Annotated in this window: 28 protein-coding genes and 1 pseudogene; 12 read left to right on the top strand and 17 right to left on the bottom strand. The window is 65.0% G+C overall.

Going from position 1 to position 26,672, the window contains the following annotated elements:
- The first annotated feature begins 350 nt into the window (after window positions 1-350).
- Complete coding sequence (locus tag NOF53_RS17030) at window positions 351-2,189, top strand: FAD-dependent oxidoreductase (protein WP_255970803.1); 1,839 nt, start codon at window positions 351-353, stop codon at window positions 2,187-2,189.
- A 1,010-nt stretch (window positions 2,190-3,199) separates the two neighbouring features.
- Here the strand turns inward: NOF53_RS17030 and NOF53_RS17025 are convergent.
- Window positions 3,200-3,601 carry an SPW repeat domain-containing protein gene (locus tag NOF53_RS17025; protein ID WP_308213834.1) on the bottom strand — a complete coding sequence of 134 codons (402 nt, stop codon included), beginning with the start codon at window positions 3,599-3,601 and terminating at the stop codon, window positions 3,200-3,202.
- A gap of 1,009 nt (window positions 3,602-4,610) precedes the next feature.
- Complete coding sequence (locus tag NOF53_RS17020; RefSeq protein WP_374212627.1) at window positions 4,611-5,381, bottom strand: IclR family transcriptional regulator; 771 nt, start codon at window positions 5,379-5,381, stop codon at window positions 4,611-4,613.
- A 155-nt stretch (window positions 5,382-5,536) separates the two neighbouring features.
- On the opposite strand from NOF53_RS17020, the gene NOF53_RS17015 reads away from it, so the two are divergent.
- From NOF53_RS17015 to NOF53_RS17005, 3 genes are all read left to right on the top strand, one after another.
- Entirely contained in the window at window positions 5,537-6,688 is a 1,152-nt protein-coding gene (locus tag NOF53_RS17015; protein ID WP_255970801.1) for an acyl-CoA dehydrogenase family protein, read from the top strand.
- Entirely contained in the window at window positions 6,688-7,716 is a 1,029-nt protein-coding gene (locus tag NOF53_RS17010; protein ID WP_255970799.1) for an acyl-CoA dehydrogenase family protein, read from the top strand. Before NOF53_RS17015 ends, NOF53_RS17010 begins: the two co-directional genes overlap by 1 nt.
- Before the next feature lie 64 nt (window positions 7,717-7,780).
- On the top strand, window positions 7,781-8,560 hold the full coding sequence (locus NOF53_RS17005; RefSeq protein ID WP_255970797.1) for an enoyl-CoA hydratase/isomerase family protein: 780 nt from the start codon (window positions 7,781-7,783) through the stop codon (window positions 8,558-8,560).
- Between the two features lie 120 nt (window positions 8,561-8,680).
- Here the strand turns inward: NOF53_RS17005 and NOF53_RS17000 are convergent.
- From NOF53_RS17000 to NOF53_RS16965, 9 genes and pseudogenes are all read right to left on the bottom strand, one after another.
- A pseudogene (locus tag NOF53_RS17000) lies at window positions 8,681-9,264 on the bottom strand (glycerate kinase).
- A gap of 28 nt (window positions 9,265-9,292) precedes the next feature.
- Window positions 9,293-9,601: a glycerate kinase gene (locus NOF53_RS16995; RefSeq protein ID WP_255970795.1), complete on the bottom strand. Its 309-nt coding sequence runs from the start codon at window positions 9,599-9,601 to the stop codon at window positions 9,293-9,295.
- Window positions 9,537-10,520 (bottom strand): vWA domain-containing protein, encoded by a 984-nt coding sequence (locus NOF53_RS27725; protein WP_308213833.1) that lies wholly within the window; start codon window positions 10,518-10,520, stop codon window positions 9,537-9,539. The genes NOF53_RS16995 and NOF53_RS27725 overlap by 65 nt, the downstream gene beginning before the upstream one ends.
- Window positions 10,517-10,939 carry a TerD family protein gene (locus NOF53_RS27720; RefSeq protein ID WP_308213832.1) on the bottom strand — a complete coding sequence of 141 codons (423 nt, stop codon included), beginning with the start codon at window positions 10,937-10,939 and terminating at the stop codon, window positions 10,517-10,519. The genes NOF53_RS27725 and NOF53_RS27720 overlap by 4 nt, the downstream gene beginning before the upstream one ends.
- A 234-nt stretch (window positions 10,940-11,173) precedes the next feature.
- Window positions 11,174-11,500, bottom strand: coding sequence for a hypothetical protein (locus NOF53_RS16985; protein WP_255970793.1), 327 nt, complete (start codon window positions 11,498-11,500; stop codon window positions 11,174-11,176).
- Between the two features lie 127 nt (window positions 11,501-11,627).
- Entirely contained in the window at window positions 11,628-11,921 is a 294-nt protein-coding gene (locus NOF53_RS16980) for a DUF2516 family protein (RefSeq protein ID WP_255970791.1), read from the bottom strand.
- A 75-nt stretch (window positions 11,922-11,996) separates the two neighbouring features.
- Window positions 11,997-12,842 (bottom strand): major lipid droplet protein TadA, encoded by an 846-nt coding sequence (gene tadA, locus NOF53_RS16975; RefSeq protein WP_255970789.1) that lies wholly within the window; start codon window positions 12,840-12,842, stop codon window positions 11,997-11,999.
- The gene (locus NOF53_RS16970; protein ID WP_255970787.1) at window positions 12,835-13,341 is read right to left on the bottom strand and encodes a helix-turn-helix domain-containing protein; all 507 of its coding nucleotides are present in this window, start codon (window positions 13,339-13,341) and stop codon (window positions 12,835-12,837) included. The genes tadA and NOF53_RS16970 overlap by 8 nt, the downstream gene beginning before the upstream one ends.
- A 105-nt stretch (window positions 13,342-13,446) precedes the next feature.
- Window positions 13,447-14,718 (bottom strand): DUF445 domain-containing protein, encoded by a 1,272-nt coding sequence (locus NOF53_RS16965; protein ID WP_374212626.1) that lies wholly within the window; start codon window positions 14,716-14,718, stop codon window positions 13,447-13,449.
- A 144-nt stretch (window positions 14,719-14,862) separates the two neighbouring features.
- Here NOF53_RS16965 and NOF53_RS16960 point away from each other — a divergent pair, with 144 nt between their 5' ends.
- From NOF53_RS16960 to NOF53_RS16950, 3 genes are read left to right on the top strand one after another with little or no spacing between them, the layout of a single operon-like run.
- On the top strand, window positions 14,863-15,597 hold the full coding sequence (locus tag NOF53_RS16960; RefSeq protein ID WP_159920202.1) for a TetR/AcrR family transcriptional regulator: 735 nt from the start codon (window positions 14,863-14,865) through the stop codon (window positions 15,595-15,597).
- 49 nt (window positions 15,598-15,646) lie between these two features.
- Window positions 15,647-15,952 (top strand): DUF4873 domain-containing protein, encoded by a 306-nt coding sequence (locus NOF53_RS16955; protein ID WP_255970783.1) that lies wholly within the window; start codon window positions 15,647-15,649, stop codon window positions 15,950-15,952.
- A gap of 47 nt (window positions 15,953-15,999) precedes the next feature.
- Window positions 16,000-16,860 carry a polyphosphate kinase 2 family protein gene (locus NOF53_RS16950; RefSeq protein ID WP_255970781.1) on the top strand — a complete coding sequence of 287 codons (861 nt, stop codon included), beginning with the start codon at window positions 16,000-16,002 and terminating at the stop codon, window positions 16,858-16,860.
- A gap of 14 nt (window positions 16,861-16,874) precedes the next feature.
- Here the strand turns inward: NOF53_RS16950 and NOF53_RS16945 are convergent, their stop codons facing one another.
- Window positions 16,875-17,096, bottom strand: a complete 222-nt coding sequence (locus NOF53_RS16945; RefSeq protein ID WP_109327758.1) for a hypothetical protein — start codon at window positions 17,094-17,096, stop codon at window positions 16,875-16,877.
- Window positions 17,097-17,215: 119 nt separating this feature from the next.
- Between NOF53_RS16945 and NOF53_RS16940 the strand changes: the two genes are divergently transcribed.
- From NOF53_RS16940 to NOF53_RS16930, 3 genes are all read left to right on the top strand, one after another.
- Window positions 17,216-17,773, top strand: a complete 558-nt coding sequence (locus tag NOF53_RS16940; protein ID WP_255970778.1) for a DUF2231 domain-containing protein — start codon at window positions 17,216-17,218, stop codon at window positions 17,771-17,773.
- Window positions 17,774-17,792: 19 nt separating this feature from the next.
- Window positions 17,793-17,948 (top strand): DUF6131 family protein, encoded by a 156-nt coding sequence (locus NOF53_RS16935; protein WP_255970776.1) that lies wholly within the window; start codon window positions 17,793-17,795, stop codon window positions 17,946-17,948.
- A 186-nt stretch (window positions 17,949-18,134) separates the two neighbouring features.
- Window positions 18,135-19,331, top strand: a complete 1,197-nt coding sequence (locus tag NOF53_RS16930) for a glycosyltransferase (RefSeq protein ID WP_255970774.1) — start codon at window positions 18,135-18,137, stop codon at window positions 19,329-19,331.
- Between the two features lie 53 nt (window positions 19,332-19,384).
- On the opposite strand, the gene NOF53_RS16925 is transcribed toward NOF53_RS16930, so the two are convergent.
- Together NOF53_RS16925 and NOF53_RS16920 are read right to left on the bottom strand one after the other, a co-directional pair.
- Entirely contained in the window at window positions 19,385-19,693 is a 309-nt protein-coding gene (locus NOF53_RS16925; RefSeq protein ID WP_255970874.1) for an STAS domain-containing protein, read from the bottom strand.
- A gap of 359 nt (window positions 19,694-20,052) precedes the next feature.
- A complete protein-coding gene (locus tag NOF53_RS16920; RefSeq protein WP_255970772.1) occupies window positions 20,053-20,748 on the bottom strand; it encodes a GAF and ANTAR domain-containing protein in 696 nt (231 codons plus the stop codon).
- 217 nt (window positions 20,749-20,965) lie between these two features.
- Here NOF53_RS16920 and NOF53_RS16915 point away from each other — a divergent pair, with 217 nt between their 5' ends.
- Window positions 20,966-21,400: an ATP-binding protein gene (locus NOF53_RS16915; protein ID WP_255970770.1), complete on the top strand. Its 435-nt coding sequence runs from the start codon at window positions 20,966-20,968 to the stop codon at window positions 21,398-21,400.
- Entirely contained in the window at window positions 21,397-22,194 is a 798-nt protein-coding gene (locus tag NOF53_RS16910; protein WP_255970768.1) for a SigB/SigF/SigG family RNA polymerase sigma factor, read from the top strand. Before NOF53_RS16915 ends, NOF53_RS16910 begins: the two co-directional genes overlap by 4 nt.
- Window position 22,195: 1 nt before the next feature.
- Here NOF53_RS16910 and NOF53_RS16905 read toward each other — a convergent pair whose 3' ends face one another.
- The 3 genes from NOF53_RS16905 to NOF53_RS16895 form a co-directional block, all read right to left on the bottom strand.
- Entirely contained in the window at window positions 22,196-23,236 is a 1,041-nt protein-coding gene (locus NOF53_RS16905) for an NAD(P)-dependent alcohol dehydrogenase (protein WP_255970766.1), read from the bottom strand.
- Window positions 23,237-23,320: 84 nt separating this feature from the next.
- Complete coding sequence (gene metE, locus NOF53_RS16900; protein ID WP_255970764.1) at window positions 23,321-25,615, bottom strand: 5-methyltetrahydropteroyltriglutamate--homocysteine S-methyltransferase; 2,295 nt, start codon at window positions 25,613-25,615, stop codon at window positions 23,321-23,323.
- A 116-nt stretch (window positions 25,616-25,731) separates the two neighbouring features.
- On the bottom strand, window positions 25,732-26,628 hold the full coding sequence (locus NOF53_RS16895; protein ID WP_255970762.1) for a 3-hydroxybutyryl-CoA dehydrogenase: 897 nt from the start codon (window positions 26,626-26,628) through the stop codon (window positions 25,732-25,734).
- Between the last annotated feature and the right edge of the window lie 44 nt (window positions 26,629-26,672).

Below are 26,672 nucleotides of genomic sequence, written 5' to 3'. Positions count from 1 at the left end.
AGAACGTTGTGTGGAACAACCGCGACTGAACCCAGCGACCGCCATCGCGAATCGCGATCAATCGAGGGTGTCGATCTTTCCGCAATATCGACACAGGCGGATCCTCGCCCAGTTATTCGTCGCAACCAGGGCGGTCGGTCGATGCGCGGCTTCTGAGTACTCAGCACCTGGCGGCACGGAGCAGGCACGGCGCCTTCTCCCAAAGAAGCGTCCGGGGCCGGCAGCCTTCTCAAAGCAATGCCCAGGGGGGAGCGATAGCCAAGCATAGTTGACAGTTCAATTACATAGCGGGTTGCATCCTGCTGATTCAGCAGGGTTGTGACCGAAAACTGTTTGTACGGAAGGACATCATGGTTAGCAGTTCGACTCAGAACAGTGGCTCCATCGGGACCGTGTCCCAGAAGGGCATCCCCCAGGAGGTGGACGTGGCGATCGTCGGGTCCGGCGGCGCCGGCCTGATGGCGGCACTGACCGCCGCCAAGGAGGGCGCGCGAGTCCTCGTGGTCGAGTCCCGCGAGATCGTCGGGGGCGCCACCGGGATCTCGGCGGGTGCCGCCTGGATCCCCAACCACGGCTTCTCGACCAAGGCTTTGAAGATCAACGACGACCTGGACCAGGCCCGGCGGTACATCTACGGCCAGGGCCGCGACCAGATCCTCGACCACGACCTGGTGGAGAAGTTCCTTCAAACCGGACCCCACGTCGCCCGGTTCATCGAAGAGCACACCCCCTTCGGGTGGATCCCGACAATCTGGCCGGACTACCGATCCGACATCGACGGCGCGTCCGTCGGTCGGGCACTCTTCCCCGGTCCGTACTCCCCCGCGGGACTGGGCGAGGACGCGAAGTTCGTGCGACCGGCCCTGACGACGGGCATGGCCAAGAACCCGCTCCCGTTCTGGCTACTGGGTGGGATCGGCATCGACGACGTCTGGCTCGCCGGACCGGCACTGATCGGAGCGCTCCTCGAGGCGGGCCTGCGCAACGGCATCGACGTCCGCGTCGAGACGCCCGCGACCCGGCTCGTCACGGACGAGTCCGGGGTGCGCGGGATCGTCGTACAGGCCGATGACGTCGAGCACACGGTGCGCGCCACCAGGGGGGTCCTGCTGGCCAGCGGCGGATTCGAGAGCTCAACCGAAATCACCACCACCTACCTCGACGCGCCCTTCGGCGTGCAGGTTTCCCCCCAGGGCCATGACGGCATCGCGGTGCAGCTGGCCCAGGAAGTGGGCGCTGCTCTGACCGGCATGGAGGACGCCTGGTGGATGCCCGGGGTGCAGCTGCCCGGTGAGGAGCTCGAGGGTCGCCCGCTCGCTCGGGTGTTTTTGGGCGAACGCGCGCTGCCGCACAGCATCATGGTGAACAACAAGGGCGAACGCTTCGCGAACGAGGCCCTGCCCTACGACCAATTCGGACAGATCATGCGCGAGGTCGACCCGGAGACCGGCACCATGCCGAACGTCACGGCGTGGCTGATCTTCGACCAGAACTACTGGACGAAATACGGGATCTTCGGCATCACGCCGGGCGCAGAGGTGCCCGACTGCCTCCACCGCGCCGACACCCTGTCGGAGCTGGCGAGCAAGATCGGGGTCGACGAGGTGGGGCTGCTCCGCACCGTCGACCGATTCAACCCCGAGGCCGCACGAGCGCGTGACCCGCAGTTCCACCGCGGTGACACGGTGTTCGACCGCTACTTCGGCGCCTTCTATCCCCGGCTGGGCAAGAACTCGCCCGACGCACGGTTCCCCGCCGCCACCGCCAAGGCCCGCAAGGGCATCGCCGCGGCGATCGGTCCGATCGTGAGCAAGCTCGCAGGACGGGTAGCGAAGAACAACGACCCCGAACGCGTCCGTTCCCTCGTGGTCGGGCCCCTGGCGAAGATCATCCGACCCGTGCTCGAGAGCCCGAAGTCGAGCGTGCTGGGACCGGTCGACACTGCGCCGTACTACGCGCTCGAGGTCCAGGCCAGCGCGCTCGGCACCGTGGGCGGTCCGAAGACCGACACAGCCGGGCGCGCGCTCGACACCGAAGGCAACATCATTGCTGGCCTGTACGCCGCCGGCAATTCCGGTGGCGCCCCCACGAAGGGTTTCTACGGAGGCGCCGGCGGGACGATCTCCCTCGGGCTCGTGTTCGGCTACCTGGCAGGACGGGAAGCAGCCAGCCGTCGCAATGACGCCTGAGCATCTCGTCGGTTACCTCGACCGCCCAGACGGCGGTCGAGGTAACCCCTCCCGGGCAACAGCATTCGCTGCGGGTATTCGCATGCCCCATCGTGTGCAGTCATCCTGGCAAGTACCGGCCTATCCTCGGCCACGACACAGCTAACCGAGACGAACCTGCCACGGCGAAACCGCAATGCCCATCTCATATGGGCAAACCCCTCGCCGACTCAGCACAACCGCAACGAAAGCTTTCAACAACATCAGTTTCACCCGATGAGCACTGTCACCCAATCCTCAGCTCCGAATCGGGCGATTAGATCGGTCTTTGAATGCAAATATCGGGAGAATCGCTGTATGGATCGTTTCTGGAACGGCACGGTCCCACGTCAGGTAGCCGACGCTCCGCCCGCACCCCTCCCTGAACCGGAATCACGGGTTGGCGGCAGTCCACCCCGGGGCACACTCCCCGAAATACCGCACCCCAAGGGCCACCTTCATCGCTTCCGCCGACCAAGCCGGCACTTCGCGAGCAGACCGCCCTCGTCGGCCAGGATGATTGACGGAGCGCTCGGCCGGGGCGCACCACTCCCGGCTTGCCGACTCCGTTTCGACGGCCCCTTGTCGACGACGGGCCGGCTCTTACAGCGGGGCGATAACACGCTCGATCGAATTGCCTTGCCGGCAGGAGGACTCTCCCGACACAATGTTGATCCTTCAGCACGGAGTTCGTCGAACTAACCTGCGGGGACCAGCAAAGACGTCTGCTCGACAAAAGGTTCGTGATTCGCCTGAACGATGGCTGAAATCGACGTCACAGTTTCGCGGACCTCGACCGCACCATGACTCCCCATGGACCACTCTTGTTCCTCGTACGCGGTCAACAAACGGTCAAAGGGGGCGACCTGGCGCAGTCGACCGTCGTCTTCGGCGTTCCTCAGGCACACAGCAGGAGGGGCATCGACCGATGTCCCTCCTGCTGTGTACAGCGTTTGCGGAGCCGCAACGACCGCCCGCCGCGAGACCGGGCTTCATCGGATCGACGCCTCGTAGCTCGCACGGTTGTGCACTCGCGCGTGTTCGGTCACGTTGGCCGATTCGTCGCTCAGATACGCGCCGCCGCCGACCAGCATGATCAACGCGCCGCAGATCCACGCGGTCCAGGCCGCACCGTCACCAGCGAACAACCCGACCCACGGCGCGATGAAGAGCGCCAACCCCACCACCGAGAGCGCCCAGTGATCCTTCGTGGGATCCCGCGCGATCAGCGACCACGCCGCATAAATAGTCACCAACGCACCGAATCCCAGGGTGAGCCCCGCACCAACGGGCGTGGTGTCCGCCCACCACGACGCCGACATCGTTACACCACCGAGGAACATAATCGACGATCCCGACCACGAGTTCCGGATCGTCATTGTTTGGGCCGTCATTGTTCAGGCACCTCCCAAATTAAGATACGCTACGGGTATCGTAGCTATCTTAAGTGTAGCGCTCCACGGCCAGGTGATTTTCCTGTGATGAGATTTCGGCACCGGAAGGAGACGGTCGACAGGAACGGCGGAGACCAGCGCACCCGACAGCGGATCGCCGAGGGCGTGCTCGCGCGGGTGCGTCAGAGGCCGAAGGCGGTCACCATAGCGGCCGCCGCGGCGCGACCTTGTTCAACGTGCCGATCAGCGGAGCCCGCCCCGTCGCCGCCCACTCCTTCTCCCTCGAACGAATAAGACTGCGGGCCAGACACGCCGACGCCACCATGAACCGTACTGATAATGCGCGCCGGCACCGTGGAGGCCCATCCGCACACCCGCGACGCATTGCCCAACAACCCGTTGATCGCGATGTCCCCGGCTCCCGCTTGATATCCCGTCGACGTCCTGTCCGGTTATCCGTCTCCGCGTTTCCGCGCTGCCAAACGATCCCGCCGACCGCCATGAACTTCGCACGACACACGGCTACCGCGACCAGCGAGGCGCCGCCACAGACCAGCTTCCAGAGCCCGGACGAGGTCGCGGTCTTCGAGCCCCTGAGTTCCGTCGATGTCGTCGACGAACTCACCGATTCCGGTGTCCTGCACATCGGCCGAAATACCGACGCCCACAACCCGCAGTCTTCCCGACGTTCACTATCAGCGCTGACCTATCGGAGCGGGACGTCTTCCACGTTCACGAGGAATGGGAGTCGCAGTCAGCACTCGATTAGCACGCTGCCTCCGAACATGGCCGGGCATTCGTCGGGGAGCTCCCCTCACTAGGAATGAGGGAGTTGCCCCTGCGCGTCCACCGGGTGGCGTCGAGCCGGGAAGTCACTCTCCCGGCCTGACGCCAAGCCGACCGGTGGCAATGGATGCACTGTTGTACTCGGCCTATGACCGACCAGATTTTCGATGCCCGGGACGCCGAACCTGCGAGGGTTCGGCGTTCCTCGTCGGATGACTCTCTGCTAGTCGCGAGCCCGACGAAATTGGGCGCGTCGTGGATCCCAGCGCCGCGAACACTCCGTGAGGACGTCCACCAGCCTGTCGCGCTGCTGAGTGATCACTTCGTGCGACGCGATGACACCCACGGCAGCAACGGTTTTCGCGTTGGCCTGTACGGCGATCGATACACCGTCACCTTGTTCGGAGGCGTTGGGGGAAGCACAGATACCGGTCTGTTCGATCGCGGGTAATGCGGCAAAGAATCTGTCGACAAGAGGTTGCTCGTCCTCGCCGACGTTCCTGAGGTATGCCCACAGATCCCTTTTCTCCATGCCTGCGAGCAGTACCCACCCACCGGAAGTGCGGATGAGGGACCGCCGCACGTAGTTCTCGGCGAGGTAGGCGAACCGGGGATCGGACGAACAGTAGTCCACGTAGAAGATGTCCGGTCCCACAGCGATGGACAGCACGGTCGTCAGGCCGGTTCGTTCGTGTATCTCCTCGAGGTCGGCATGCGTCACCGTCGAGACCGGCTGCCGCCCTGCGAGGCGGTTGAGCAAGTAGGGCGCACTGCCCAATGAGTAGCGCCGACCGTGTTCGTCGAGATAGCCGGTTGCAACGAGGCCGTTGACGAGCCCTTGAACCGAACTGATCGGCGCGGATGCCTCTTTCGCTATTTCACTGAGGGTGATTCCGCCACGAGCCCGCGCAACACATTCGAGGATCGAGGCGATGCGATCCACGGTGCGATGACGAGCGCGGGCCCGCGCCCCGGTTGCGCCCTCCGGTTGCACCACGACAATCCCTCCTCGGTAGTCGCCCGGCGCGACTGCGAGCCACACTACCGCTTACGTATATGCGTAATCTACTCCAGTATTGCGTATCCCGCCGACAAGGTGCCATAGTCGTTGAACGAACCCACGTCGGCTTGAACGGAAAGACCACCACCATGACCACCCTCAGATTGGTTCCCCCGGTCTCCGCCGATCCCCATGCCTCGGCCGCCCTGCGCGCCGAGGTTCGCGAATTCCTCGCCGGCCAACGCGCCGAGGGCAAGATCGGCCGGGGCGTCGACTGCTGGCTCACCGGATGGGACGAGGACTTCTCCCGCGCCCTGGCCGCCCGCGGTTGGCTCGGCATGACTGTGCCCGTCGAGTATGGTGGCCACGGCCGCAGCCACCTCGAGCGGTTCGTCGTCACGGAGGAATTGCTGGCCGCCGGGGCACCCGTGGCAGCGCACTGGATTGCCGATCGGCAGATCGTTCCGTCGCTTGTGAAGTACGGCACCGAAATTCAGAAGCAGCAATACCTGCCGGCCATTGCGAGTGGTGAGTGCTATTTCGGTATCGGTATGAGCGAACCGGATTCCGGTTCCGATCTGGCGAGCGTTCGCACCAAGGCTACCCGGGTCGACGGCGGCTGGTCGATCACCGGCACCAAGGTGTGGACCTCGGGCGCACACCGTGCTCATGCATTCTTTTGCCTCGCCCGCACCACCGCGGTCGATCCCGCGCACCGGCACGACGGACTGAGCCAGTTCATCGTCGATCTGCATTCCCCGGGGATCGACATTCGGCCCATCGTGTCGATGACCGGCGAGCACCACTTCAACGAGGTCATACTCGACGACGTCTTCGTCGCCGACGACATGGTGTTCGGCACCATCGGCGACGGCTGGCAGCAGGTCACCTCCGAACTGAGCTTCGAACGCAGTGGTCCCGAGCGATTCCTGTCCACGTTCACCTTGCTGGCCGAAACCGCCGAGCAGATGCGCAGCAATGCGATCCCCCGGCATACCGACCTCGGCCGTTATGTCGCCCGCATCGCCGGCCTGCATCAGATGTCGACCGCAGTCGCCGGCGCGCTCGAACGCCGGGAACCGGCCGATACAGCGGCGGCCGTCGTCAAGGTTCTGGGCACGTCCACCGAGGGCGACATCGCCGATCTCGCCGACCTGCTCACCGGTGACTACTCGCCGGATCGGGCCGAGTACCACGACATGCTCGACGACGCCGTCGTGCAACGCCCCGGATTCACTCTCCGCGGCGGTACCAACGAAGTTCTGCGCGGCGTGATCGCGCGAGGATTGGGGCTGCGCTGATGACTGCACCGTTCACGGTCGACCACGACCTCGTCGAGATGATGTCCGCGGTCTTCGCGAACCACCGCGAACAGAACGAGCCGGAGAGCGGCACCGCCCCCTGGGATGCGGGCTTGTGGAGCCGGCTGGACGAGCTGGGGTTGGTCCGGCTCACCGGCCGGGAAGAAAACGGGGGCAGCGGCGCAGGCTGGTTCGAGGCCGCCGAGCTGATCCGCGCGTCCGCCTCGAACGGCGTCCGAATCCCGTTGGTCGAACACGACTTGCTGGCCGGGTGGCTTCTCGAGGTCACCGGCTCCCCTGTCGATGCAGCGCGCCGCACGGTGTGCGTACTCGACAACGAAGGATTGGCCTCCGGCGTGCCTTGGGCAGCCCAGTCCGACAAGGTCGTTCTCGTCTGGCGGAACAGCGACACCTACCACGTCGCCGACGTCGAAACCTCGACGCTGGACATCGCTCCCGGCACCAACATTGCCGGCGAACCGCGCGACACCGTCACCGCCGACACCACCGTTCTGTCGGGCACCTCGGTCGCGGATGCTGTCGTCGACCAGCTGCTGCTGCGCGGCGCACTGGCACGCGGACTGCAGATTTGCGCCGCACTCGCACGCATCCTGGACCTCTCCATCAACCACACGACCGAACGCACCCAGTTCGGGCGTCCACTCGCCAAGTTCCAGGCGGTCCAGAACCTGGTCGCCGACATCGCCGCCGAAGTCGCCCTTGCCCGAGCAGCCACCGACGCCGCACTCATCGAGGCTGTCCGCACGGACTGGTCCGGAGCCAACCTCGAGTTTCTCGTCGCCGCTGCCCGGTCCTGCGCGGGCCACGCCGCCTCCGTGGTGGTACGCAACGCACATCAGGCGCATGGCGCAATCGGCACCACTCGCGAGCACCGGCTGCACGAGTTCACCACACCCGCTCTCGCCTGGCGTTCGGAGTTCGGCTCGGTCCACTACTGGGACGAGAAGTTGACCGCGGCCGCCCTCGAAGCAGGGCGCGAGGGCTTGTGGGCCCTCGTCACCGCCTGAACACTCCAGCTCCGCCTCGCCGACGCCCAGCGCAGTGACGCTCGACTCTGACAAGGAATAGAACATGGCTGACCTGGAATTCACCGTCACCGGCGGCGTCGGCACTATCGTGCTCAATCGCCCGCACCGTAAGAACGCGTTCACTTTCGACATGTTGGACGCGTGGGCCGAGGCGCTGCAGTCGGCACGCACCGATCCCGACGTGCGCGTCGTCCTCGTCACGGGTTCCGGAGGATCGTTCTGCGCCGGAGTCGATCTCGACGACTTCTCGGAAATCACCTCGACACTCGGCCGTCAGCAAGTACTGCAGGACCGCGTTCACCGCGTCGCCGCGGCTGCCCTCGACCTCGACAAACCACTGATCGCCGCCGTCGACGGTGTCGCGGTCGGCGCAGGCATGGACATGGCCCTGGCCTGCGACATCCGTCTCGCCTCCACCCGGGCACGTTTCTCGGAGGCGTACGTGCGGGTCGGGCTGATCCCCGGTGACGGCGGCGCACACCTGCTGCCCCGCATCGTCGGTCAGGCACGCGCTCTCGAACTGCTGTGGACCGGACGCTTCGTCGAAGCCCCAGAAGCCCTCGACCTGGGCATCGTCCTGTCAGTACACTCCCCGGAGGAACTGCCCGAAGCCGCGCAGGATTTGTGCCGACGCCTTGCCGACGGTCCCCCGGTCGCGATCCGCGCCATCAAGCGTCTCGTGCGGAATGGGGAGAACGTCGACTTCAGAACGTCGCTGTCGATGGTGGCCGCCGAGCAAGCCGTCGTGCAGTCGACCCAGGACTCCGCAGAGGCCGTCGCGGCATTCCGTGAGAAGCGCGCACCCGCCTTCGTCGGCGAGTAACAGAAATAACGGAACCCCCACAGCTGCAAGAGTTGGCTACCTGCCGACGCATATGCGTCGGCAGGTAGCCAATGTCTGCGCGGATCCACCGAACGCGACGGTCCCCTGATCGGCAGTCACTCACGAGCGCCCAGAGCGGCACCGAGAAGACCACCGACCTACGCCGAAACCTCGCGAACAAGGTGGGCGCTGTTCGCGACCATCCGCGAGGCTCGAAGGACCCTTGGCGATGGAGAACGCCGAAAGGACTCCAGATGAGGCGATTTCGGCAGCCGACAGCTGAACCGTTCCCGCGATCACGACGACCGGGCAGATCGGTGGGGTGACGTCGAGGATGCCGCGGACGACCTTCCCCCGCAGCGATTGCGAGTCGAACGAACCCTCGCCCGTCAGAACCACGTCTGCACTAGCGCAGATTTCGCGCAGGCCGACGACGTCCGTGACCAACCGGGCTTTGGGTGTGAGTTCGGCTCCCAGAAGTGGCACCAGACAGGCCGGCATTCCACCGGCAGCGCCCGCTCCTCGATGCTGGTCGATGTCGATACCGGTCTCGGCTCGGATGATCCGCGCAAGGTGGTGCTCCAGCCCGGCGTCGAGATCGACCACGTTCTGTGGTGTCGCCCTATCTGCGGACCGAACACCGCTGCAGCGCCGGATGATCCGCACAATGGGTTGTCGACGTCTGTGGCGACCCGCCACCGCACGTGACGGGCGCGCGGATGAAGCTGGGAATCATCGACAGACGCGATGCGCGATGACACCGGCACCGTAGCTGTCTGCGCGCATGGGCTGCAGGGGAATATCGGACACCTGTGGGAGACCGTTCCCCTCGACGGCTTCGATGATGCCGACCACTCCGTCATTCGAAAACCCGTATCGAGCCGTCCGTGCCCGCCCCACCGCATCGGTCGTATCGAGCAATCGAGGAACGGCGTGCCAGTTGGCGAGCAGTGCATCCAGCGTGCCCTCGCCGCCGTCAGCGAGAGGGCACTCGATGATCATCGCGTCCGGACCGAGCGCTGTTCGCACACCTTCGGCCATCGCTGCGGCGCCCTCGGCAGCAGTCAGGCTTCCCTTGAAGGAGTCGGGCGCGATGACGACTGTGGGTCCCGGCGGGTCTTTCAGGCCAGCTGAGAACGCGCGCCTGCCGGGCCGCGCGTAGCCAGTCCGGGTACTCACTCAGGAGCAGTTCGTACAGGGCTGTGTCGGTGAGCTTGTCGACGTTCTCGACCGCGAAGAACCCGGCGTTGTCGACGAGTCGGCCGGTCAGGTTGTCGAGTTTTTCGAGGACACCGAAGCTGGACTTGCCGATTCCGATGAACTGCCAGAACGCCGGGAACGCACTGGCTGTCCGCATCAGGGCGGTGATCTGCGCCCGCGCGTGGAAGCCGCCGTCGGTGAAGAACAGCACCAATGTCGGGGCCGTGGCACCTTTGTCGAGGGTGCCGATGATCTCTTCCATGATCGGGATCTCGTTGTTGGTTCCGCCGATCGCATCGAAATCGACGCCGCCGTGCCGGCCGTGCAGGTGGACATAGGTGTTCACCCACGTATCGGCGTCGGCGACGGTGACGTCGGGCAGCCTCACGAACCGCTGAGCATAGGCGTAGGCCTCGAGGTTCCCATCGGAATCGAGCTGGGTCGCGACCGGCACCATCCGCTCGATGATCCGTTTGACCTCACCGGACCGGTACCGCTTGGACATCGACCCGGTGTTGTCCATGACCAGGACGACCCGGCCTACCGGGCTGGCGGCACCCTTGCGCAGAAGGACTTTCGCGACCTCCCGCTTCTGCAGGTTCAGCTTCTCCCGCTTGACCAGCGACAGCTTCGCTTCGCCGGGCACCGTCCGCACACCACCCCCATCGACGGTCGCCGAGGATGGTGCTGCAACGTTCCGTGCGGGTTCGGGCGTGGGTACGGGTGCGGGTGTCCGCGCGGGGGATTCGTCGACACTCACGCCGTGCTCGGTGACCAGAGCATCGAGTCCCCCACTCCACCCGGCCGACCGGTTACGCACCTTCCAGGACCCGTTGCGCCGATACACCTCGAGCAGCACCGCGGAACGCTCGGTGGCCAGGCCTTCCGCCGGGATCTCGACCGAAGTACTGCCCGCCTGGTGAGAGTCACGGCCAGGCCCGGCACCTGGGCAAGGCTGCCGGGCGCGTTCTCATCGAGTGCGACGGCCACAGCCAGGGTGTCGACCGCGGCAGGCACGGCCGCGAGGTGCAAGGTCACCTGCCCACCGGTGAGGGTGACTGCACCTTCGGGGGTGCTGGCGTTGTTGAAGAACACCAGATCGGCGTCCGTCCGGACCTTCAGATCGGCGCCGAGCTGGAAGACGAACAGATCGACCGTTCCCTGCCGGGCGCCGGTCACCTGGACCGTCGTGGTTGCCGTGTCGATCGGGCTGTTCGCCCCGCGTGTCAGAGAAGTCTGGTGTGCGCCGGCCGGCAAGAGTGGGGCCGAGTCCTTTCGTCAAGGGCCGCGAGGCGGTCGGTGCGCCCGCGACCTGGAGCCTAGTAAGCAGATTCATCGGATACGCACGTTGACGTGCACAGCGGCACAGGGGTGTGCGTCGATCGGGGCATCTTGTCGCTCACCGGAGCACCGCTACTTGGTGGCTGCTGGTGTAGCGCGGGCTGTCGTGTTCGGTGCCGTCGTCATCGCGCAGACGCAGAATCCACACCGTCCCGCCGCGCGGTGACTCGGTGCACGGCTCCCCCGGACGCCGATCAGGGTGCGGTAGGCGCCGTTGCAGGTCTGCGGATCGGTCGAGGTCTTCGACCACACCGTCCGGCCGATGCAGCGGTCCAGCATTACGGGCGGGACGACATTGTGCGTGCGGAAGAACTCCGCGAGTCGTGGATCCGTTGCCGGCAGCGGTGGATACGCATCGAGCTCGGGCTCACCGAACTCATCGAACAAGGCGGCGTTCACGGATCGGTGTCCTCCTTCGCGCAGTCGGGGCAGAAGTCCTCGCTGGTCTCGTGCACCCAGCCCGGGGCGAGCTGCCCATCGATCTCGTTGCATCCGGCGTCGTGCTGCGTGCTCGTCTCTGTGGGGACTACCAGCGGGGTCCGCGCTGCACGTCGTCGACGCGCGGCCGGACATCCACCAAATAGACGCAGACGGCCACTACCGCGACGATGCCGAACAACTGCACCGCCGGGAACAGCAGAAGGACGAGGAACGCCACCGCGAGAATGCTCAGCCAGATGGGTTTGCTCAGCTTGTCGACGGCCGTGAAGGCGTCTTTGCGCTGGCGAGCAGCGTGAATCAGAGCAAATGCCGCGCCGCCGAGGGCGACGATGCGTATCACCAACAAGATCACCGAGACGATGCCGTCGACTTGAATCACACGCTCATACTACGAGGTGCACACGCAAACGGCCCCCACACCGAAAAGTGCGGGGGCCGTGACAGCGGGAAAAGATCAAGCCTTCTTGATCGGAGCTGCCTTCTTGGCCGGAGCCGCCTTCTTGGCGGGCGCGGCGGGAGTTGCAGCGGCCTTGGCCGGCGCAGCCTTGGCGGGGGCCGGGGTCGCCTTCTTGGCGGGAGCAGCATGCTTGGCCGGAGCGGCCTTGTCTGCGCGAGCCTGGACGTCGGCAGCCGTCGCGTTCACGCGATCGGCAGCCTCCTTCGACGCTTCTTCTGCCTGGTCGCCCAGCTCGAGAACGCGAAGCGCAGCCTCGTCACCGGCGTCGGCAATGGCTTCGCCGACGCCCTCGGCGGTGTCGGAGATCCGGAGCGATGCGCGGCCGGCCAGCTTGGCTGCCTGCTCGCCCACGGCGCGGGTCTGGCGTGCCACGGTGCCGAGAGCTTCCTCGGTCAGCTCGACTGCGTCACCGAAGGCCGACTCGGCGCGGCCGAGGCCCTCCTCGACGACCGGCTGCTTGCGGATGCGCTCGACGGCATCCTCGCCGCGCTCGGCGAGCGAGGTGTAGAGGTCGGATGCAACCTTCAGGTACGCCTCGGCGACCTTGCGCAGCTCGTCGGCGGTGAACTTCTCGCGCAGCTCGGCGAGCTCCTCGGGCAGCTCGGACGGCAGGCCGGCGAGGCGGTCGCGAAGAGTCTCCACACCCTCGGTGACCTCTTCCTGCAGACCGGCGATGCGCTCGCGGGCGCCACCGACGCGCCCTTCGACATCATCCTGGGTGGACTCGGCGCGGGAGCGGACCTGGGCGACCACGTCGGCCACGGCCTGCACCACGACGTCACCGGCACCTACGGCCGCGTACAGCGAAGTCTTGACATTGTCGATGGTCTTCTGGTCAGTCATCGGCTTTCTCCTGTTCAACGATGGGGGGGTCGAGTTCCGGCGTCTCGGATCCGGAACGCTGTTGTTCTTGTGTCCGAAGCTCGGACGTCCCGGATTCGGCCGACTCTGCCGAGTCGTTCTCGCGACAGAACGACTCGTAGATTTCGAGCAGCACTTGCTTCTGCCGCTCGGTGATGGCCGTATCCGCAAGCAGGGCGTCACGAACGGGACCGTGGGGCCGTTGCTCGAGGTAGCCCGCCTGGACGTACAGGACCTCCGATGACACCCGGAGACCCTTCGCTATCTGCGCAAGCACCTCGGCCGAGGGCTTGCGCAACCCGCGCTCGATCTGGCTCAGGTACGGATTGCTGACACCGGCGAGTTGCGCCAATTGCCGCATCGAGACCTGAGCGGCTTCGCGTTGTGCGCGAATGAAGCCACCGATGTCGTGTGCGGCGTTGCTGACTACGCGAGCGGCCACATCTCCTGCGCCGGCTGCATCGCGGTCGTCGCTAGCCATCAGTCCTCCCGAATTGCTGGGCGAGACCCAGTGTAAGAGAGGGTGCTAGCAATTGCAAGCGCTCTGCTAGCAGTAGGTGTACGGCCTACGCCACCGACGCGGCAGTCAGCCGAACATCAACGAGGAGAGCGTGTAGATCAACAATCCGGCGATGGAACCGACCACGGTGCCGTTGATCCGGATGAACTGAAGGTCCCGCCCCACCTGCAGTTCGATCTTCTTGCTCGCTTCCTCGGCATCCCAGCGTTCGACGGTGTCGGAGATGACCCCGGTGATCTCGTCGGTGTAGTTGACGACGACGTATCGAGTTCCCACCATCACCCACCCGTCGACCTTGGTTCTCAGCTCGTCGTCGTCGCGCAGTCGTTCGCCGATGCGGACGACGTTCTCGGCGACCTTCGTCCGCAGTGTGCTGCCGGGATCGTCGACGGACTCCATGATGAGGCGCTTGGCCACCTTCCACGTCGCGGCCGCCAGCCCGGTGACCTCTTCGCGGCCCATGATCTCGGCCTTGATCTTTTCGGCCTTCTCCATGGTGACGGGGTCGTTCTGCAGGTCGTCGGCGAAATCGACGAGGAAGCGGTTGGCCGCCTGGCGGACCTCGTGTTCGGGGTTCGAGCGCACCTTCCAGGTGAATTCGACGAGCTCGCGGTGGATCTTCTCACCGAGCATCAGGTCGACGAACTTGGGCGACCAGGACGGCGAGTCGCGGGTGACGATGCGGTCGATGGTCTCCTGGCTGCCGAGGGCCCACTGGTGCGCGCGCTCGGCAAGCAGGTCGAGGATGGGCAGCTGACGATTCTCGCGGAGTAGTTCACCGAGCACTCGCCCGATGGGCGGTCCCCACTCCGGCTCCGCCAGCCTGCGCACGATGGTGCTGTCGATGATCTGCTGCACGTCCTCGTCGCGCAGCACCTCGACGAGTCCGCGCAGGACGGTCGCCGTCTCGGCGGCAATGCGCTCGGCGTGTTTCGGCTGCGCCATCCAGGTACCGAGCCGCAGCGGGACCTGGGCCGCCTCGACCTTGGCGGACACCACTTCGGGTGCCAGAAAGTTCTGACCCACGAAACTGCTCAGGCTGGCACCTAGCTGATCCTTCTTCCGTTTGATGATCGCCGTGTGCGGGATGGGCAGGCCGAGTGGATGACGAAACAGCGCGGTCACGGCGAACCAGTCAGCCAGCGCACCGACCATTCCGGCCTCCGACGCGGCCCGCACATAGCCGACCCACTCCCCCGCGCCCCGCGATTCCTGCCACCGGCACACGAGGTAGACCAGCGTGGCGAACACGAGGAAACCCGTCGCCACAGCCTTCATCTTGCGAAGGTCGCGCCGCTTCTCGCCGTCATCGAAAGCAGAAAGACTCAATTGCTGCACAGTTGCCATTGTGCCGAAGGTCGACGACGCGGCGCTCACCTGAGGCGGACGCGCGAGGGGCACAGACGGCTTTGTGCGGCCCGACAACAGCCGAGCACTAAGCTGGGAGAGGATTGCGACACGAAACGGATGTGGACAAGCTCAGTGGCGAATGACGACCTGAAGGATGCCGAGCAGGTGACGGAGTCGATGACGAAGCTGGAGAAGGCGACAAAGCCCGATGGGCGTAAGCGCCGCTGGCGCGAGCACAAGATCGCGCGCCGGGAGGAACTCGTCGACGGAACGATCGCCGCCATCCGCCTGCGTGGACGTGACATCGGCATGGATGAGATCGCCTCGGAAATCGGCGTCTCCAAGACCGTGCTGTATCGCTATTTCGCCGACAAGAGCGATCTCACCAATGCCACCATGGCCCGCTACGTGGAAACCACGCTGGCACCCCGGATCTACGAGGCCATCGGCGAAGATCTCGACGACTTCGAACTCACCCGCGCCACGATCACCGCCTACGTGGAAACGGTCGCATCCGATCCCGACGTGTATTTGTACATCATGTCGAACGGTTCAGGGCCGGGCCGCGACACGGTGGCCGATTCCGAACGGATGATCGCCGAGGTCCTCTCGACGGTGCTCGGCGAGCGACTGCGTCAGATGGAGATGGATTCCGGAGGCGCGGTGCCGTGGGCGTACGGCATCGTCGGCGGTGTCCAGTTGGCTACCCACTGGTGGATCTCGAACCGATCGATGTCGGTGGAGGATTTGATCAACTACCTGACGATGATGACCTGGGGAGGCATCACCGGCATCGCTGCCTTCAACGGTTCGCCCGCGCGATTCAACGCGGCACCGCACCCGCTGCTTCCCACGACCGACGAGTAGACGCTCACTCAATATTGTGTAACCAGAAGTAACAGGTAAACTCGGGGTCATGAACGACTCCGAGGAAGAAGAGGGTTACCGCGGGCCGGCCGAAGTCGTGGTGGGTGAGCTGCCCGCCGTGACGGTGCAGGTCCAGCTCGCAGGAAATTTCGAACCCATCAGTGGACGCTACGTCTGGCACGGCCGTGTACGCACGCTGACGGAAGCCCTCGGCGACGACGCCGACCTCTCGCCCGGCACGGAGCTCCGCATCACGGGCCCCGAAGGTACCGCCACCGCCAAGATCACAGGGGTGGATCTGTGGGGCAGCCACCTCGTCGACGGGGTCACCCCGCCACCGTTCAGCAGGGTGTGAACCCTGGTTCATGCGTCGGCGGAGCCTGAATGTGGCACTGTTCGTAAATGGCAGACAACACAGCGGGCTTCTGGGAGACACCGGCCGCAAAAGTGCTGCGGTTCCGTCCCGGCATGCAGATCGCCGATCTCGACCGTCGAGGCACGCCCGGATTCGTGGGCGGCAAGACCGAAGGGACGCGTGTCCTCCACGAACGGGGAGCCGTCCTCTCCTCGTTGCAGGAGAAACTCCACGCCAACGGACGGTCCGGCGACAATCGGTCGGTGCTCCTCGTCCTCCAGGGCATGGATACCGCAGGCAAGGGCGGAATGGTCCGCCACGTCATCGGGCACGTCGACCCGCAAGGCGTAGACCACGTGGCATTCGGGGTGCCCACCGAAGAGGAGAAGCGGCACCACTTCTTGTGGCGGGTCACGAAGGCGTTGCCCCGCGGCGGGCAGCTGGGTGTCTTCGACCGATCCCATTACGAGGATGTCCTGGTGGTGCGCGTACACGATCTGGTCCCCGAATCCGTGTGGTGCGGACGCTATGACGAGATCAATCAGTTCGAGAGGGAACTCGTCGGCACCGGCACCACTTTGGTGAAGGTTGCCATGTTCGTGTCCCTGGACGAACAGAAGTCGCGACTGCAGGAGAGACTGGAACGCCCGGACAAGTACTGGAAGTACAACCCGGGCGATGTCACCGAGCGCAAGTTGTGGCCGGCGTATCAAGACGCGTATCAGGCGATGCTCGACAAGACCTCGACGGACGACGCGCCGTGGTACGTGGTGTCGTGTGACCGTAAGTGGTACAGCAGAATTGCGGTGAGCGAATTGCTGATCCACGCTTTCGAAGGCCTTCGTCTCGAATGGCCTCCAGCCGATTTCGACATTGACACGGAGAAGCGGCGACTCGCGGAGTCGTGAGGAAACGCGGTCGCTCAGAAGAGGTGTGGCGTGTCGTGATGCACCCGATGATCGTGGCGCACGGTGCCGCCGTACAGCGCCATGGCTGCTGCGAGCGCGACGACGCACAACGAACCGGCGATCACTGCCCAGCCGCCCTCACCGGACCCGGCAGCGACAAGGAACCCGGCGATGCAGACCACCGCGAACAGGACGAGCGCGAAGCTTGTCCACGCGGCGAAGAGATTGAGTTTCATCGGTACTCACCTCACCTGGTGGAATCTGTGTCCGACGGTACGCCGGACCGGAATCGGCGACAAGATGCCCACGGCGTCGACGGCGTTTTCGCGCCCGCCGACGTGGGTATTCGAGCCGAATGAACGTACCCGGTCTTTTACGCAAGACGGAGTCCGCAAGCTTTCTCGACAACGCGAGCGCGCTGCTACAGCGCAGGATCACTGCCAGGCTCCGCGGCACCGAAGTCCGTGAAGTTCTGCGGGGTTCGTGGCTGGGCCATCCGTTGCATCCTGTGCTTGTGACAGTCCCGATCGGTGCCTGGTCCGGGTCCCTCATTCTGGATACGGTGCTGCGCGATCACGTCGCCGCGCGGCGGTTGATCGGTTTCGGCCTTCTCTCCGCGGTGCCCACACTCACGACCGGGTGGGTGGATTGGGCCGAACGCGACGTGACGCAACGCCGCGTCGGCCTCATTCACGCGGGCGCTAACGCAGTCGGGATCGCTGCCTTCCTTGCGTCGTTCATGCGCCGCCGCCGCGGTACCGACGCGCGAGCCGTCGCGCTGAGCGTCGCCGGGTTTCTCGCGGTCGGCGCCGGCGGCACGCTGGGCGGGCATCTGACCTACGCAATGGGCGCAGGAGTCGGCGAAGTGGAGCGCAGTCCGTCAGCGGACACGCTTCCCTTGTCGAGAGGATGAGGAAGAAACGAGGAACGTCATGATCGTGCTCGGGTTGATCTTGCTCTTGATCGGATGGCTGGCCAATCTCAACTGGCTCTGGGTTCTCGGCATCATTCTCCTGGTGATCGGTGCAATTCTGTGGATCCTCGGCTCCACCGGACGCGCTGTCGGCGGCAGGCGCCACTGGTACTAGATCGCGACACCGGCCGGTCCCGTGAACCCTGTCCTGTGACAGCGTCGGAGCCGGTCGGTTTACAAACCCACAGTTCGGGAATCCCCTGGCATGACCGCCACTCATCGCCAGCCGAGACCCGACTCCTGCATCGGTCAAACGATCAGAACGACCCATCTCGTCACGGCCCGGCGGTTACGGATATCGATGATCTCCGGCAACGCGGGTCCCTTGACCGATGCGGGCGGTGACGTCGGCGGGCAGAGCATCCATTTGGCGGAACTGTCCGCTGCCCTCACCCGCGAGGGCCACGACGTCACCGTCTATACGCGCCGCGCCGACGAAGATCTCCCTGACCGCTTCACCACGCCGAGCGGGTACACGGTCGTACAGGTGCCGGTCGGTCCGCCCCAGCCGATGCCGGAAGCGGAAGTACTGCCGCTGATGGGAAGTTTCGGCAACTTCCTGAAGAACGAATGGGAAGCCGAGAGGCCGGACATCGTCCACGCCCACTACTGGATGTCGGGCATTGCGACGCAGCTCGCGGCGCGACTCCTCGGTATCCCGACCGTGCAGACCTTCCACGCCCTCGGCGTTGTCGAGGAGCGATTCCAGGGCCCGGTGTCGTGCCCGTCCAATCGCGTCCACCTCGAGCAGTTGATCGCCCGCGGAGCCACCCGGGTGGTGGCGACGTGTACGGACGAAGTATTCGAACTGGCACACCTCGGTCTGCCGCGTTCCCGCACCTCGATGGTTCCCTCCGGTGTCGACGTCGCGGAATTCACCCCGGACGGTCGCGCCGACGACAAGGGGATGCGTCATCGCATCGTGATGGTCGGCAGGCTCGCCCCGAGTAAGGGTTACGACACCGCCATCGAGGCTCTCACCCACCTTCCGGACACCGAGCTGGTGATTGCAGGCGGACCTGCAGCCGAGCAGGTGGCCGACGATCCGGAAGCGTCACGACTGCTGTCCCTGGCACGTGTCGCCAAGGTGGGCAAACGAGTACGGATCATCGGCCACGTTCGGCACGACGTCATGCCGTCGCTGCTGCGCTCCGCAGACGCCGTGGTGTGTACGCCGTGGTACGAGCCTTTCGGCATGGTCCCTCTGGAAGCGATGGCCTGCGGCACACCAGTGGTCGCCTCCGCCGTCGGCGGTATGCGGGACACGGTGGTCGACGGAATCACGGGACGGCTGATCTCACCCCGGAACCCGGTACGCCTGGCGGAAGCGCTGCGGCAGATCTTCGACGACGACGCTCTACGCGCCGGTTACGGCATGGCAGGGTGCGACCGCGCCCGCGCCCGGTACTCGTGGGATCGTGTCGCCACCGACACACTCCGCGCCTATGGACGGTGCGTCTCCGCTCCCCCGCGAACCAGCCGAACGGGCGCGCACTGATCGTCCGCGCCGGTTCTCGTCGAAAATTGCGTTCGAAGGCCGCGCTGCCGCTGTCAGGCAGTTCTTCCGTGCCACGCCCCGAGCGCACTGTCGACCGACGAGAAGCACGGGTAGCTCGATTCCTGACCTGCCGCCCGCAACAGCCGATACAGCGGACGGCCGCAGATCATGGCCCAGTGCCGCCCGTCCCGGATGTTCGATGCGTGGACGCTGTCGAGAACCGACAGTCCTGCCGTCCCGATGAAGTCGACCTTCGACATGTCGAGGATGAATTGCCCCTCAGGCGAAATCCGGGTGCAGACGTATTCATGGAAAACGGGTGCACTGAACAGGTCGATGTCACCTCGCACTCCGACCACCATCACGCCCGAACCTATTCGCTCGGAATGAAATTCTGCGCTCGCGCAGCGTGTCGGAGCGGTACAGACCGCCGAAAGGACTACTTTCGGTGTGTAGTCGACGCCCGTCCCCGCGCCCGAACAGGCCAATTCAGGTTCTGGGACCCCTGGAACAACAGACATGGCTCACCCCATCTCGAACATTGAGAGGGGAAGCGGAGCACCTGCAGACAAAACCCGACCTCGGACACCTCTCACCGTCTGCTGCGGCAGCGCTTCCCGACATCGGCTGTGTGTTCAACCTCGGTTCGAGACTACTCCCGGCAGTGATGTGTCACAAGGAAATAACAGATCCCCTTGGCGACATCTGCGCAGGTGAGCTATTACAAAGCGTTACCTACGGGCGCGTGTCTCGCGACGGCCTGCACCACTTGCTCGGCGACCACGCGCAACTTTACGTTTTCCTGTTGCGAGCGCGCGACGAGGACGTCGAACGCAGCTCCGGCATCTACGCCCCGCAACGCCATGACGATGCCCTTGGCCTGGTCGATCACGGCCCGCGAATCATTTGCGATCCGCAACTGTTGGACCAGGTTCCTCGCTTCTTCACATCGTCGTGCATGACGCAGTGCGACGGACGCCGCATCCACGTACAACCCGAGCACCGACTGATCGATGTCATCGAACGCGTGGGGACGGGTGCCGTAGAGATTCAAGGCACCCAGCATCTCGACACCCGCCGACCGGTGGTCTGCTGGAGGGCCGCCGTCTCTCAACGGCACCGACAAGAAGCTACTCGGTTGGGCAGCATCGCTGTGCGAGACTTCGCGCAGGCGCGCAACTTCATCCGACGTTGCGACCACGGTGGCCGGCCCAGCCGCGCGTAGCAGCGTGATCGCGGCCGTTTCCGCTCCGGTGAACGCCTGAACCACCTGCCTGCACAGGGTGTCCAACTGGGTAATGACGCTGTCTTGTGTCTCGAGAAGCCGCAGCACCGCCTCGAGCGACACGGTGACGGGATCGGCGTCCGTGGGGGCGCCGACGCTCGTGGAAGTCTGCCGCCGGAGGTCGTTCCGCATCCACTCGTCTCCTCTGACCACATGCCCCGTCGAGAGCTTGAGGAACGCTCATCGCTCCGCCAACATTACCTGCGAATACGTACCGCACGGACTGGTTTGATCGGTGTTGTTCTGCGGTATTCCACCTGCGGTGTCTCCGGATCGCTACCCTGACTTTTCACGACCGCGAGCCGGCACACTCCCGCCGACAACCCGGTACGCCCGACCCGGAGGTCTCATGGCCATCGCCAAGACAATCGAACCCGACCAGGATCACACTCATCCTGTCGTCGAACTGCGCGTGCGAGCAACGCCCGATCAGCTCTCCGTATTGCGCGCCCTGGCAGCCACCGTTGCCATCCACGAAGATTTCGACCTCGACTCCATCGCCGACATCAAATTGGCCATGGACGAGATCTGTACCCAGTTGATCGTCCGTGCCACGGCCGACGCGGTCCTGGTGTGCCGGCTGCAGTACCTCGACGGCACCCTGCGGGTGGCCGTGTCGAGCACCACCACCACCATCGATTCACTCGGACCGCGCTCGTTCGGCTGGCACGTACTCCATGCCCTGACCGATTCCGTCGACATGCGAAACGAGCCGGACCCTCCCACGTCGGGATTCGTCACCACCATGGAATTCACCAAGGTGAAGAACGGCTCGATTCTGTGACGTCCGATACTCGCGGTGGGGGGCAGACGGCGCGCTGGCCGGACGAGTATCACGATGTGGCAGCACTGTTCGAGCGGAAGGCCGCGCTCGAAGAGAACGATCCTGAGCGACGGGTTCTGCGCGACGCGTTGGTGACGCGTTGCCTCCCCCTCGCGGAGCACATTGCCCGTCGATTCGACGGGCGAGGCGAGGCGCACGACGACCTGGTGCAGGTTGCGCGCCTCGGCCTCGTCAATTCGGTAGACCGCTTCGATGTCACCCGCGGGTCCGACTTCGTCTCCTTCGCGGTTCCCACCATCATGGGCGAGGTACGCCGGCATTTCCGCGATACCGGGTGGGCAGTGCGGGTGCCGCGACGCATGAAGGAACTGCATCTGGCTCTGAGTCTTGCGGTGGCCGAGCTGTCGCAGACCCTCGGCCACGCCCCCACGGTCAGCGAGCTGGCCGACCATCTCCACATCGATCAGGAGGACGTGGCGCAGGGCCTCCTCGCCGGCAACGCTTACCAAACGGTCTCCGTGGACAACACGTCGTCCGAGCGGTCCGGCGAACTGTCCATGGTGGAGACGATCGGTGACTACGACGCCGCGATGGACGAAGTGGAGAACCACGAGACCCTACGCCCTCTGCTCGATTCACTGCCCGAACGGGAGCGGACCGTCCTGATGCTCCGGTTCTTCGGAAACATGACTCAGACGCAGATCGCCGATCGCGTCGGCATCTCCCAGATGCACGTCTCCCGGCTGCTGGCGAAGACGCTGGCGTCGCTCCGCGACCAGCTCGGTGAGGCGTGAGTCAGATCGTTGCCACGTCGATCACGAACCGGTACCGCACGTCGCTGGCCACCACGCGGTCGTAGGCTGCGTCGATCTCGTCCGCCGAGATCACCTCGATCTCCGCGCCGATGCCGTGCCGGGCGCAGAAGTCCAGCATCTCCTGGGTCTGGGCGATCCCGCCTACCATCGACCCGGCGAGACTGCGCCGGTTGGCGGCGAGACTGAACGCGCGCACCTCGATCGGCTTCTCCGGCAGGCCCAGCTCGACGAGGGTTCCGTTGATCGCGAGCATCGACATGTACGCGTCGATGTCCAGGTTCACCGACACCGTGTTGACGATGAGATCGAACCGGCTGCGCAGCGTTCTGAACGTCTCCGGATCCGAGGTGGCGTAGTAGTGATCGGCGCCGAATTTCAGCCCGTCCTCCTTCTTGCCGAGTGACTGGCTCAGAACCGTGACTTCGGCGCCCATCGCATGTGCGATCTTCACACCGACGTGTCCGAGGCCGCCCATGCCGATGACGGCGACCTTCTTGCCCGGGCGGGCGCCCCAGTGCGCGAGTGGTGAGTACAGGGTGATTCCGGCACACAGCAACGGCGCCGCGACGTCGAGGTCCAGCGCGTCGGGTATGGACACGACGAATCGTTCCGTCACGACGATGTGCGTCGAGTATCCGCCCTGCGTCCACTGACCGTCGCGGCCGCGCGCGTTGTAGGTACCGGTGACCCGGCGCTCGCAGTACTGCTCCTCGTCGGCACGGCAGGCGTCGCACTCACCGCAGGAGTCGACGAAGCAGCCGACTCCGACGCGGTCACCCACGTGGTGACGGGTCACCTCGGAACCGACGGCGGTCACCACACCGGCGATCTCGTGGCCGGGGACGACGGGGTAATGGGTTCCACCCCACTCGTTGCGGGCGGTGTGGATGTCCGAGTGACAGATGCCCGCGAACTTGATGTCGATGAGAACGTCGAGCGGTCCGAGCTCACGGCGTTCGATGGTGGTCTTCTCGAAGGCGCCCTCGGCGGACGGCACTGCATATGCTGCGGCGGTAACCATGCATACATGCCTACCTGGTTGCATCAGTGAACGCACATGCGGGACCGTGTCCGACGACAACGGCCCCGCATGGACGGCTCGAACTCAGTCTTCGAGTTCTTCCTTCTCGGCCCGACGGCGCAGCCGCCTCGCTGCCGCCACGAGGTTCCGCAGCGAGGGCTCGAGCTGCCAGTAGTGACGGGTCTTGAGACCCCCGTCGGGATTGGCCCACAGCCGCTCCAGGGAGACCGATTCACTGGCCTCGGTGAGCAGTTCGTCCAGCTCGTCGATGTCGGGTATCCGCGCCGACCGGCTCTCGTACACACCGGGACCCACTCCGTGAGTCAGAGCCCGCTCCTTGATGGCATCGAGCACCCAGGTGATGGACCGGGTGGCCACGATGGCGGTGACGTCCGCGTCGAGGCGTTCGATGGCATCGACGACCGAGGCGCGGCTCGTGTAGGTGAGGTGGGTGTGGATCTGCGTCTCCGGCTTCGCACCACCGGTGGCGAGACGGAACGCATCGACCGCCCACTCGAGATACGCCTCCCGGCCGTCTTCGCGCAGGGGCAGCAGCTCCCGGATGGCCGGCTCGTCCACCTGAATGATCGCGATGCCCGCGGCTTCCAGATCGGCGATCTCGTCGCGGATCACCAACGCCAGTTGGTCGGCCGTTTCGTATAACGGCTGATCCTGCCGCACGAACGACCGGGCGATCATCGTCACCGGACCGGTGAGCATGCCCTTGACAGGCTTGTCCGTCAGGGATTGTGCATACGAGATCCACTCGACCGTCATCGGCTTCGGCCTCGACACGTCTCCGTAGAGGATCGGCGGACGTGTGCACCGGGAGCCGTATGCCTGCACCCAGCCGTTGTGGGTGTACGCGTAGCCCTCGAGGAGCTCCGCGAAATACTGGATCATGTCGTTGCGCTCGTGCTCGCCGTGCACCAGCACGTCCAGACCGATGTCTTCCTGCAACCGGATGGTGTTCTCGATCTCGGCTCGAATCCGCTTGTGGTACTCGTCCCACTCGAGGCGTCCCTCCCCCAGCTCATAGCGAGCCTGACGGATCTCGGTCGTCTGCGGAAAAGAGCCGAGCGTCGTCGCGGGAACCAGGGGCAGATTCAGCCGCTCCTGTTGAGCGACGCGCCTCTCCTCGTACGGAACACGGGCACGGTCGGACGACTTGATGGCGTTGACCCGAGCGCGCACGGCGTGCTTGAGCTTGAAGTGCACGGAGGTGGGCCGTTTGCGCCACCTCTCCGACGGACCCTCGGTGAGGGCCTTGGCGAGCGACACGACCTCGCCGACCTTCTGCTTGGCGAACGCCAGCCGGTCGGCCACGTCACCCTGGATGTCGTACTCGGACAACACGTCGTAGGGCACGTGCAGCAACGACGTGGAAGTCGACACCACGAGATCCGGAACGACGTCCTTGATCGTATTCAAGTACGTCAGCGTGTTGTACCGGTCGACCCTCCACACATTGCGGCCGTCGACCACACCGGCGTAGATACGCTTGCGCCGGATGCCCGGGATCTTCGCCAGGTCGTCGGCGCTCATCCGGTGGCTGACGAGGTCGAGGCCGAGAGCTTCGACCTTGGTCGCTGCGAGGATTGCGAGTGCTTCACCCAGGTGGCCGTACGGGCCGGTGACGAGGACGCGAGGACGCAGCGGTGCGTGCGACAGCTTGTCGTAGGCCCGTGTGAGTGCGGCCAACTCGTCGGGTGTGCGGTCTTCGGTGAACGACGGCTCGTCGAGCTGGACGCACGTGGCGCCGGCCTTCGCGAGCTGCTCGAACAGCAGCTCGTACGCCGGCAGGATCTCGTCCAGCAGGTCGAGCGGCGAGAAGCCGTGCCGCCGGGACGTCGGCCCGACCTTCGACAGCAGCAACAGCGACACGGGGCCGAGCACAACGGGACGCAGTTCGATTCCGCGCGCCTTTGCCCGTTCGAACTCGTCCAGCAGCGTCTCGGAACGCAGAGCGAAGGTGGTGTTCTCGTCCAGTTCGGGCTGGCGGTAGTGGTAGTTGGTGCCGAAGAACCGCACCAATTCGAGGGGCGGGAAGTCGGGCCGGCCGCGACACATCGTGAAGTAGAAGTCCAGCGGGTCCAGTTCGCTCTCGAGTGCTGCGAACCGCTCGGGCACCGCACCGAACAGCAGCGCGTTGTCGAGTACGTGGTCGTAGTAGGAGAACGTGTTGCCCGGGACCTGGGTCAAACCGGTCGCGGCGAGCTCACTCCACGTCTCTTCCTGCAGGTCGCGCCCGACGGCGACGAGTTCTTCCTTCGTGCTCGTGCCATGCCAGTAGGACTCGAGGGCGCGCTTGAGTTCGCGGTGCGGTCCGATGCGGGGATACCCCAGGATGCTGGATCCGTATGTTGCGGTGCTGGACATGCGGTCGACCTTTCTGGGCTCAGTCCGATGGCGGGAGATGCCGGGACTCGATGCACCTGTGCGCCTCTCACAACCGTGGTCGTGAAAGGCGCACAGGGTAGTCGCCTACCTACCTACTAGCTTGCCTTCTTGCTGGCCCGGCCGTTCTCGGCGTATTCGTAGAAGCCTGCGCCGGCCTTCTTGCCGACGAGTCCCGCCTCGACCATGCGGAGCAGCAGCGGCGGTGCCGAGTACAGGGGCTCCTTGAACTCCTCGTACATGGAGTCGGCAATGGACTTGACTGTGTCCAGGCCCACCAGGTCGGTCAGCGCGAGCGGACCCATCGGGTGTGCAAGACCGAGCACTGTCGCCTTGTCGATGTCTTCCTTGGTGGCGAAGCCCGACTCCACCATGCGGATGGCGGAGAGCAGGTACGGCACCAGCAGGGCATTGACGACGAAGCCGGAGCGGTCTGCGGAACGGACGACCTGCTTGCCCAGCACATCGCTCGCGAAGGCTTCGGCCCGCTGGGACACCGTCGAGCTGGTCTTGAGGGTGGTCACCAATTCGACGAGTGGGAGCACCGGCACGGGGTTGAAGAAGTGCATGCCGATCACCCGTTCAGGCGACTTCGTGGCGATGCCCAGCTTCATGATCGGGATCGACGACGTGTTGGACGCCAGCACCGCATTCGGATCCGTCACGACCGAGTCGAGTTCGGTGAAGATCTCGCTCTTCACCTTCTCGTCCTCGACGACGGCCTCCACGACGAGCTGCCGATCCGCGAAATCACCGAGATCGGAGGTGAACCGCAACCGCCAGGCGGCCTGTTCCCGCTCGCGTTCGGTGATCTTTCCGCTGCTCACGCCGCGGTCGAGCGAACGCAGGATGCGCGAACGCCCTGCCGCCGCAAGCTCACGGGTCTGCTCGAACACCAGAACATCGACGTGCGCGCGAGCGCACACCTCTGCGATTCCGGCGCCCATGATCCCGGCGCCGATAACGCCGACGCGCTGAATTTTTTCGCTGGTCACGTCGTCAGCTCCTTTTCGTCTTGTGGAGTCGTCGCCCCGGGAGG

It is taken from the genome of Rhodococcus tibetensis (genome assembly GCF_024438035.1).
Lineage (GTDB): Bacteria > Actinomycetota > Actinomycetes > Mycobacteriales > Mycobacteriaceae > Rhodococcus_F > Rhodococcus_F tibetensis.
This window is presented reverse-complemented; position numbering and strand designations above follow the sequence as displayed.

Bases quoted from the DNA above. Each gene is read 5' to 3' on its own strand.
- NOF53_RS16925 (WP_255970874.1), bottom strand. From the start codon at position 19,693: ATGGTGGTCGGAGTGCGAGGTGACATCGACCTGTTCAGTGCACCCGTT.
- NOF53_RS16930 (WP_255970774.1), top strand. From the start codon at position 18,135: ATGATCTCCGGCAACGCGGGTCCCTTGACCGATGCGGGCGGTGACGTC.
- tadA (WP_255970789.1), bottom strand. From the start codon at position 12,842: ATGACTGACCAGAAGACCATCGACAATGTCAAGACTTCGCTGTACGCG.
- NOF53_RS16920 (WP_255970772.1), bottom strand. From the start codon at position 20,748: ATGCGGAACGACCTCCGGCGGCAGACTTCCACGAGCGTCGGCGCCCCC.
- metE (WP_255970764.1), bottom strand. From the start codon at position 25,615: ATGTCCAGCACCGCAACATACGGATCCAGCATCCTGGGGTATCCCCGC.
- NOF53_RS16940 (WP_255970778.1), top strand. From the start codon at position 17,216: ATGAACGTACCCGGTCTTTTACGCAAGACGGAGTCCGCAAGCTTTCTC.
- NOF53_RS16995 (WP_255970795.1), bottom strand. From the start codon at position 9,601: ATGGCCGAAGGTGTGCGAACAGCGCTCGGTCCGGACGCGATGATCATC.
- NOF53_RS16955 (WP_255970783.1), top strand. From the start codon at position 15,647: ATGAACGACTCCGAGGAAGAAGAGGGTTACCGCGGGCCGGCCGAAGTC.
- NOF53_RS16915 (WP_255970770.1), top strand. From the start codon at position 20,966: ATGGCCATCGCCAAGACAATCGAACCCGACCAGGATCACACTCATCCT.
- NOF53_RS16935 (WP_255970776.1), top strand. From the start codon at position 17,793: ATGATCGTGCTCGGGTTGATCTTGCTCTTGATCGGATGGCTGGCCAAT.
- NOF53_RS16970 (WP_255970787.1), bottom strand. From the start codon at position 13,341: ATGGCTAGCGACGACCGCGATGCAGCCGGCGCAGGAGATGTGGCCGCT.
- NOF53_RS17010 (WP_255970799.1), top strand. From the start codon at position 6,688: ATGACTGCACCGTTCACGGTCGACCACGACCTCGTCGAGATGATGTCC.
- NOF53_RS16905 (WP_255970766.1), bottom strand. From the start codon at position 23,236: ATGGTTACCGCCGCAGCATATGCAGTGCCGTCCGCCGAGGGCGCCTTC.
- NOF53_RS17005 (WP_255970797.1), top strand. From the start codon at position 7,781: ATGGCTGACCTGGAATTCACCGTCACCGGCGGCGTCGGCACTATCGTG.
- NOF53_RS17015 (WP_255970801.1), top strand. From the start codon at position 5,537: ATGACCACCCTCAGATTGGTTCCCCCGGTCTCCGCCGATCCCCATGCC.
- NOF53_RS17025 (WP_308213834.1), bottom strand. From the start codon at position 3,601: ATGACGGCCCAAACAATGACGATCCGGAACTCGTGGTCGGGATCGTCG.
- NOF53_RS16950 (WP_255970781.1), top strand. From the start codon at position 16,000: ATGGCAGACAACACAGCGGGCTTCTGGGAGACACCGGCCGCAAAAGTG.
- NOF53_RS17030 (WP_255970803.1), top strand. From the start codon at position 351: ATGGTTAGCAGTTCGACTCAGAACAGTGGCTCCATCGGGACCGTGTCC.
- NOF53_RS16945 (WP_109327758.1), bottom strand. From the start codon at position 17,096: ATGAAACTCAATCTCTTCGCCGCGTGGACAAGCTTCGCGCTCGTCCTG.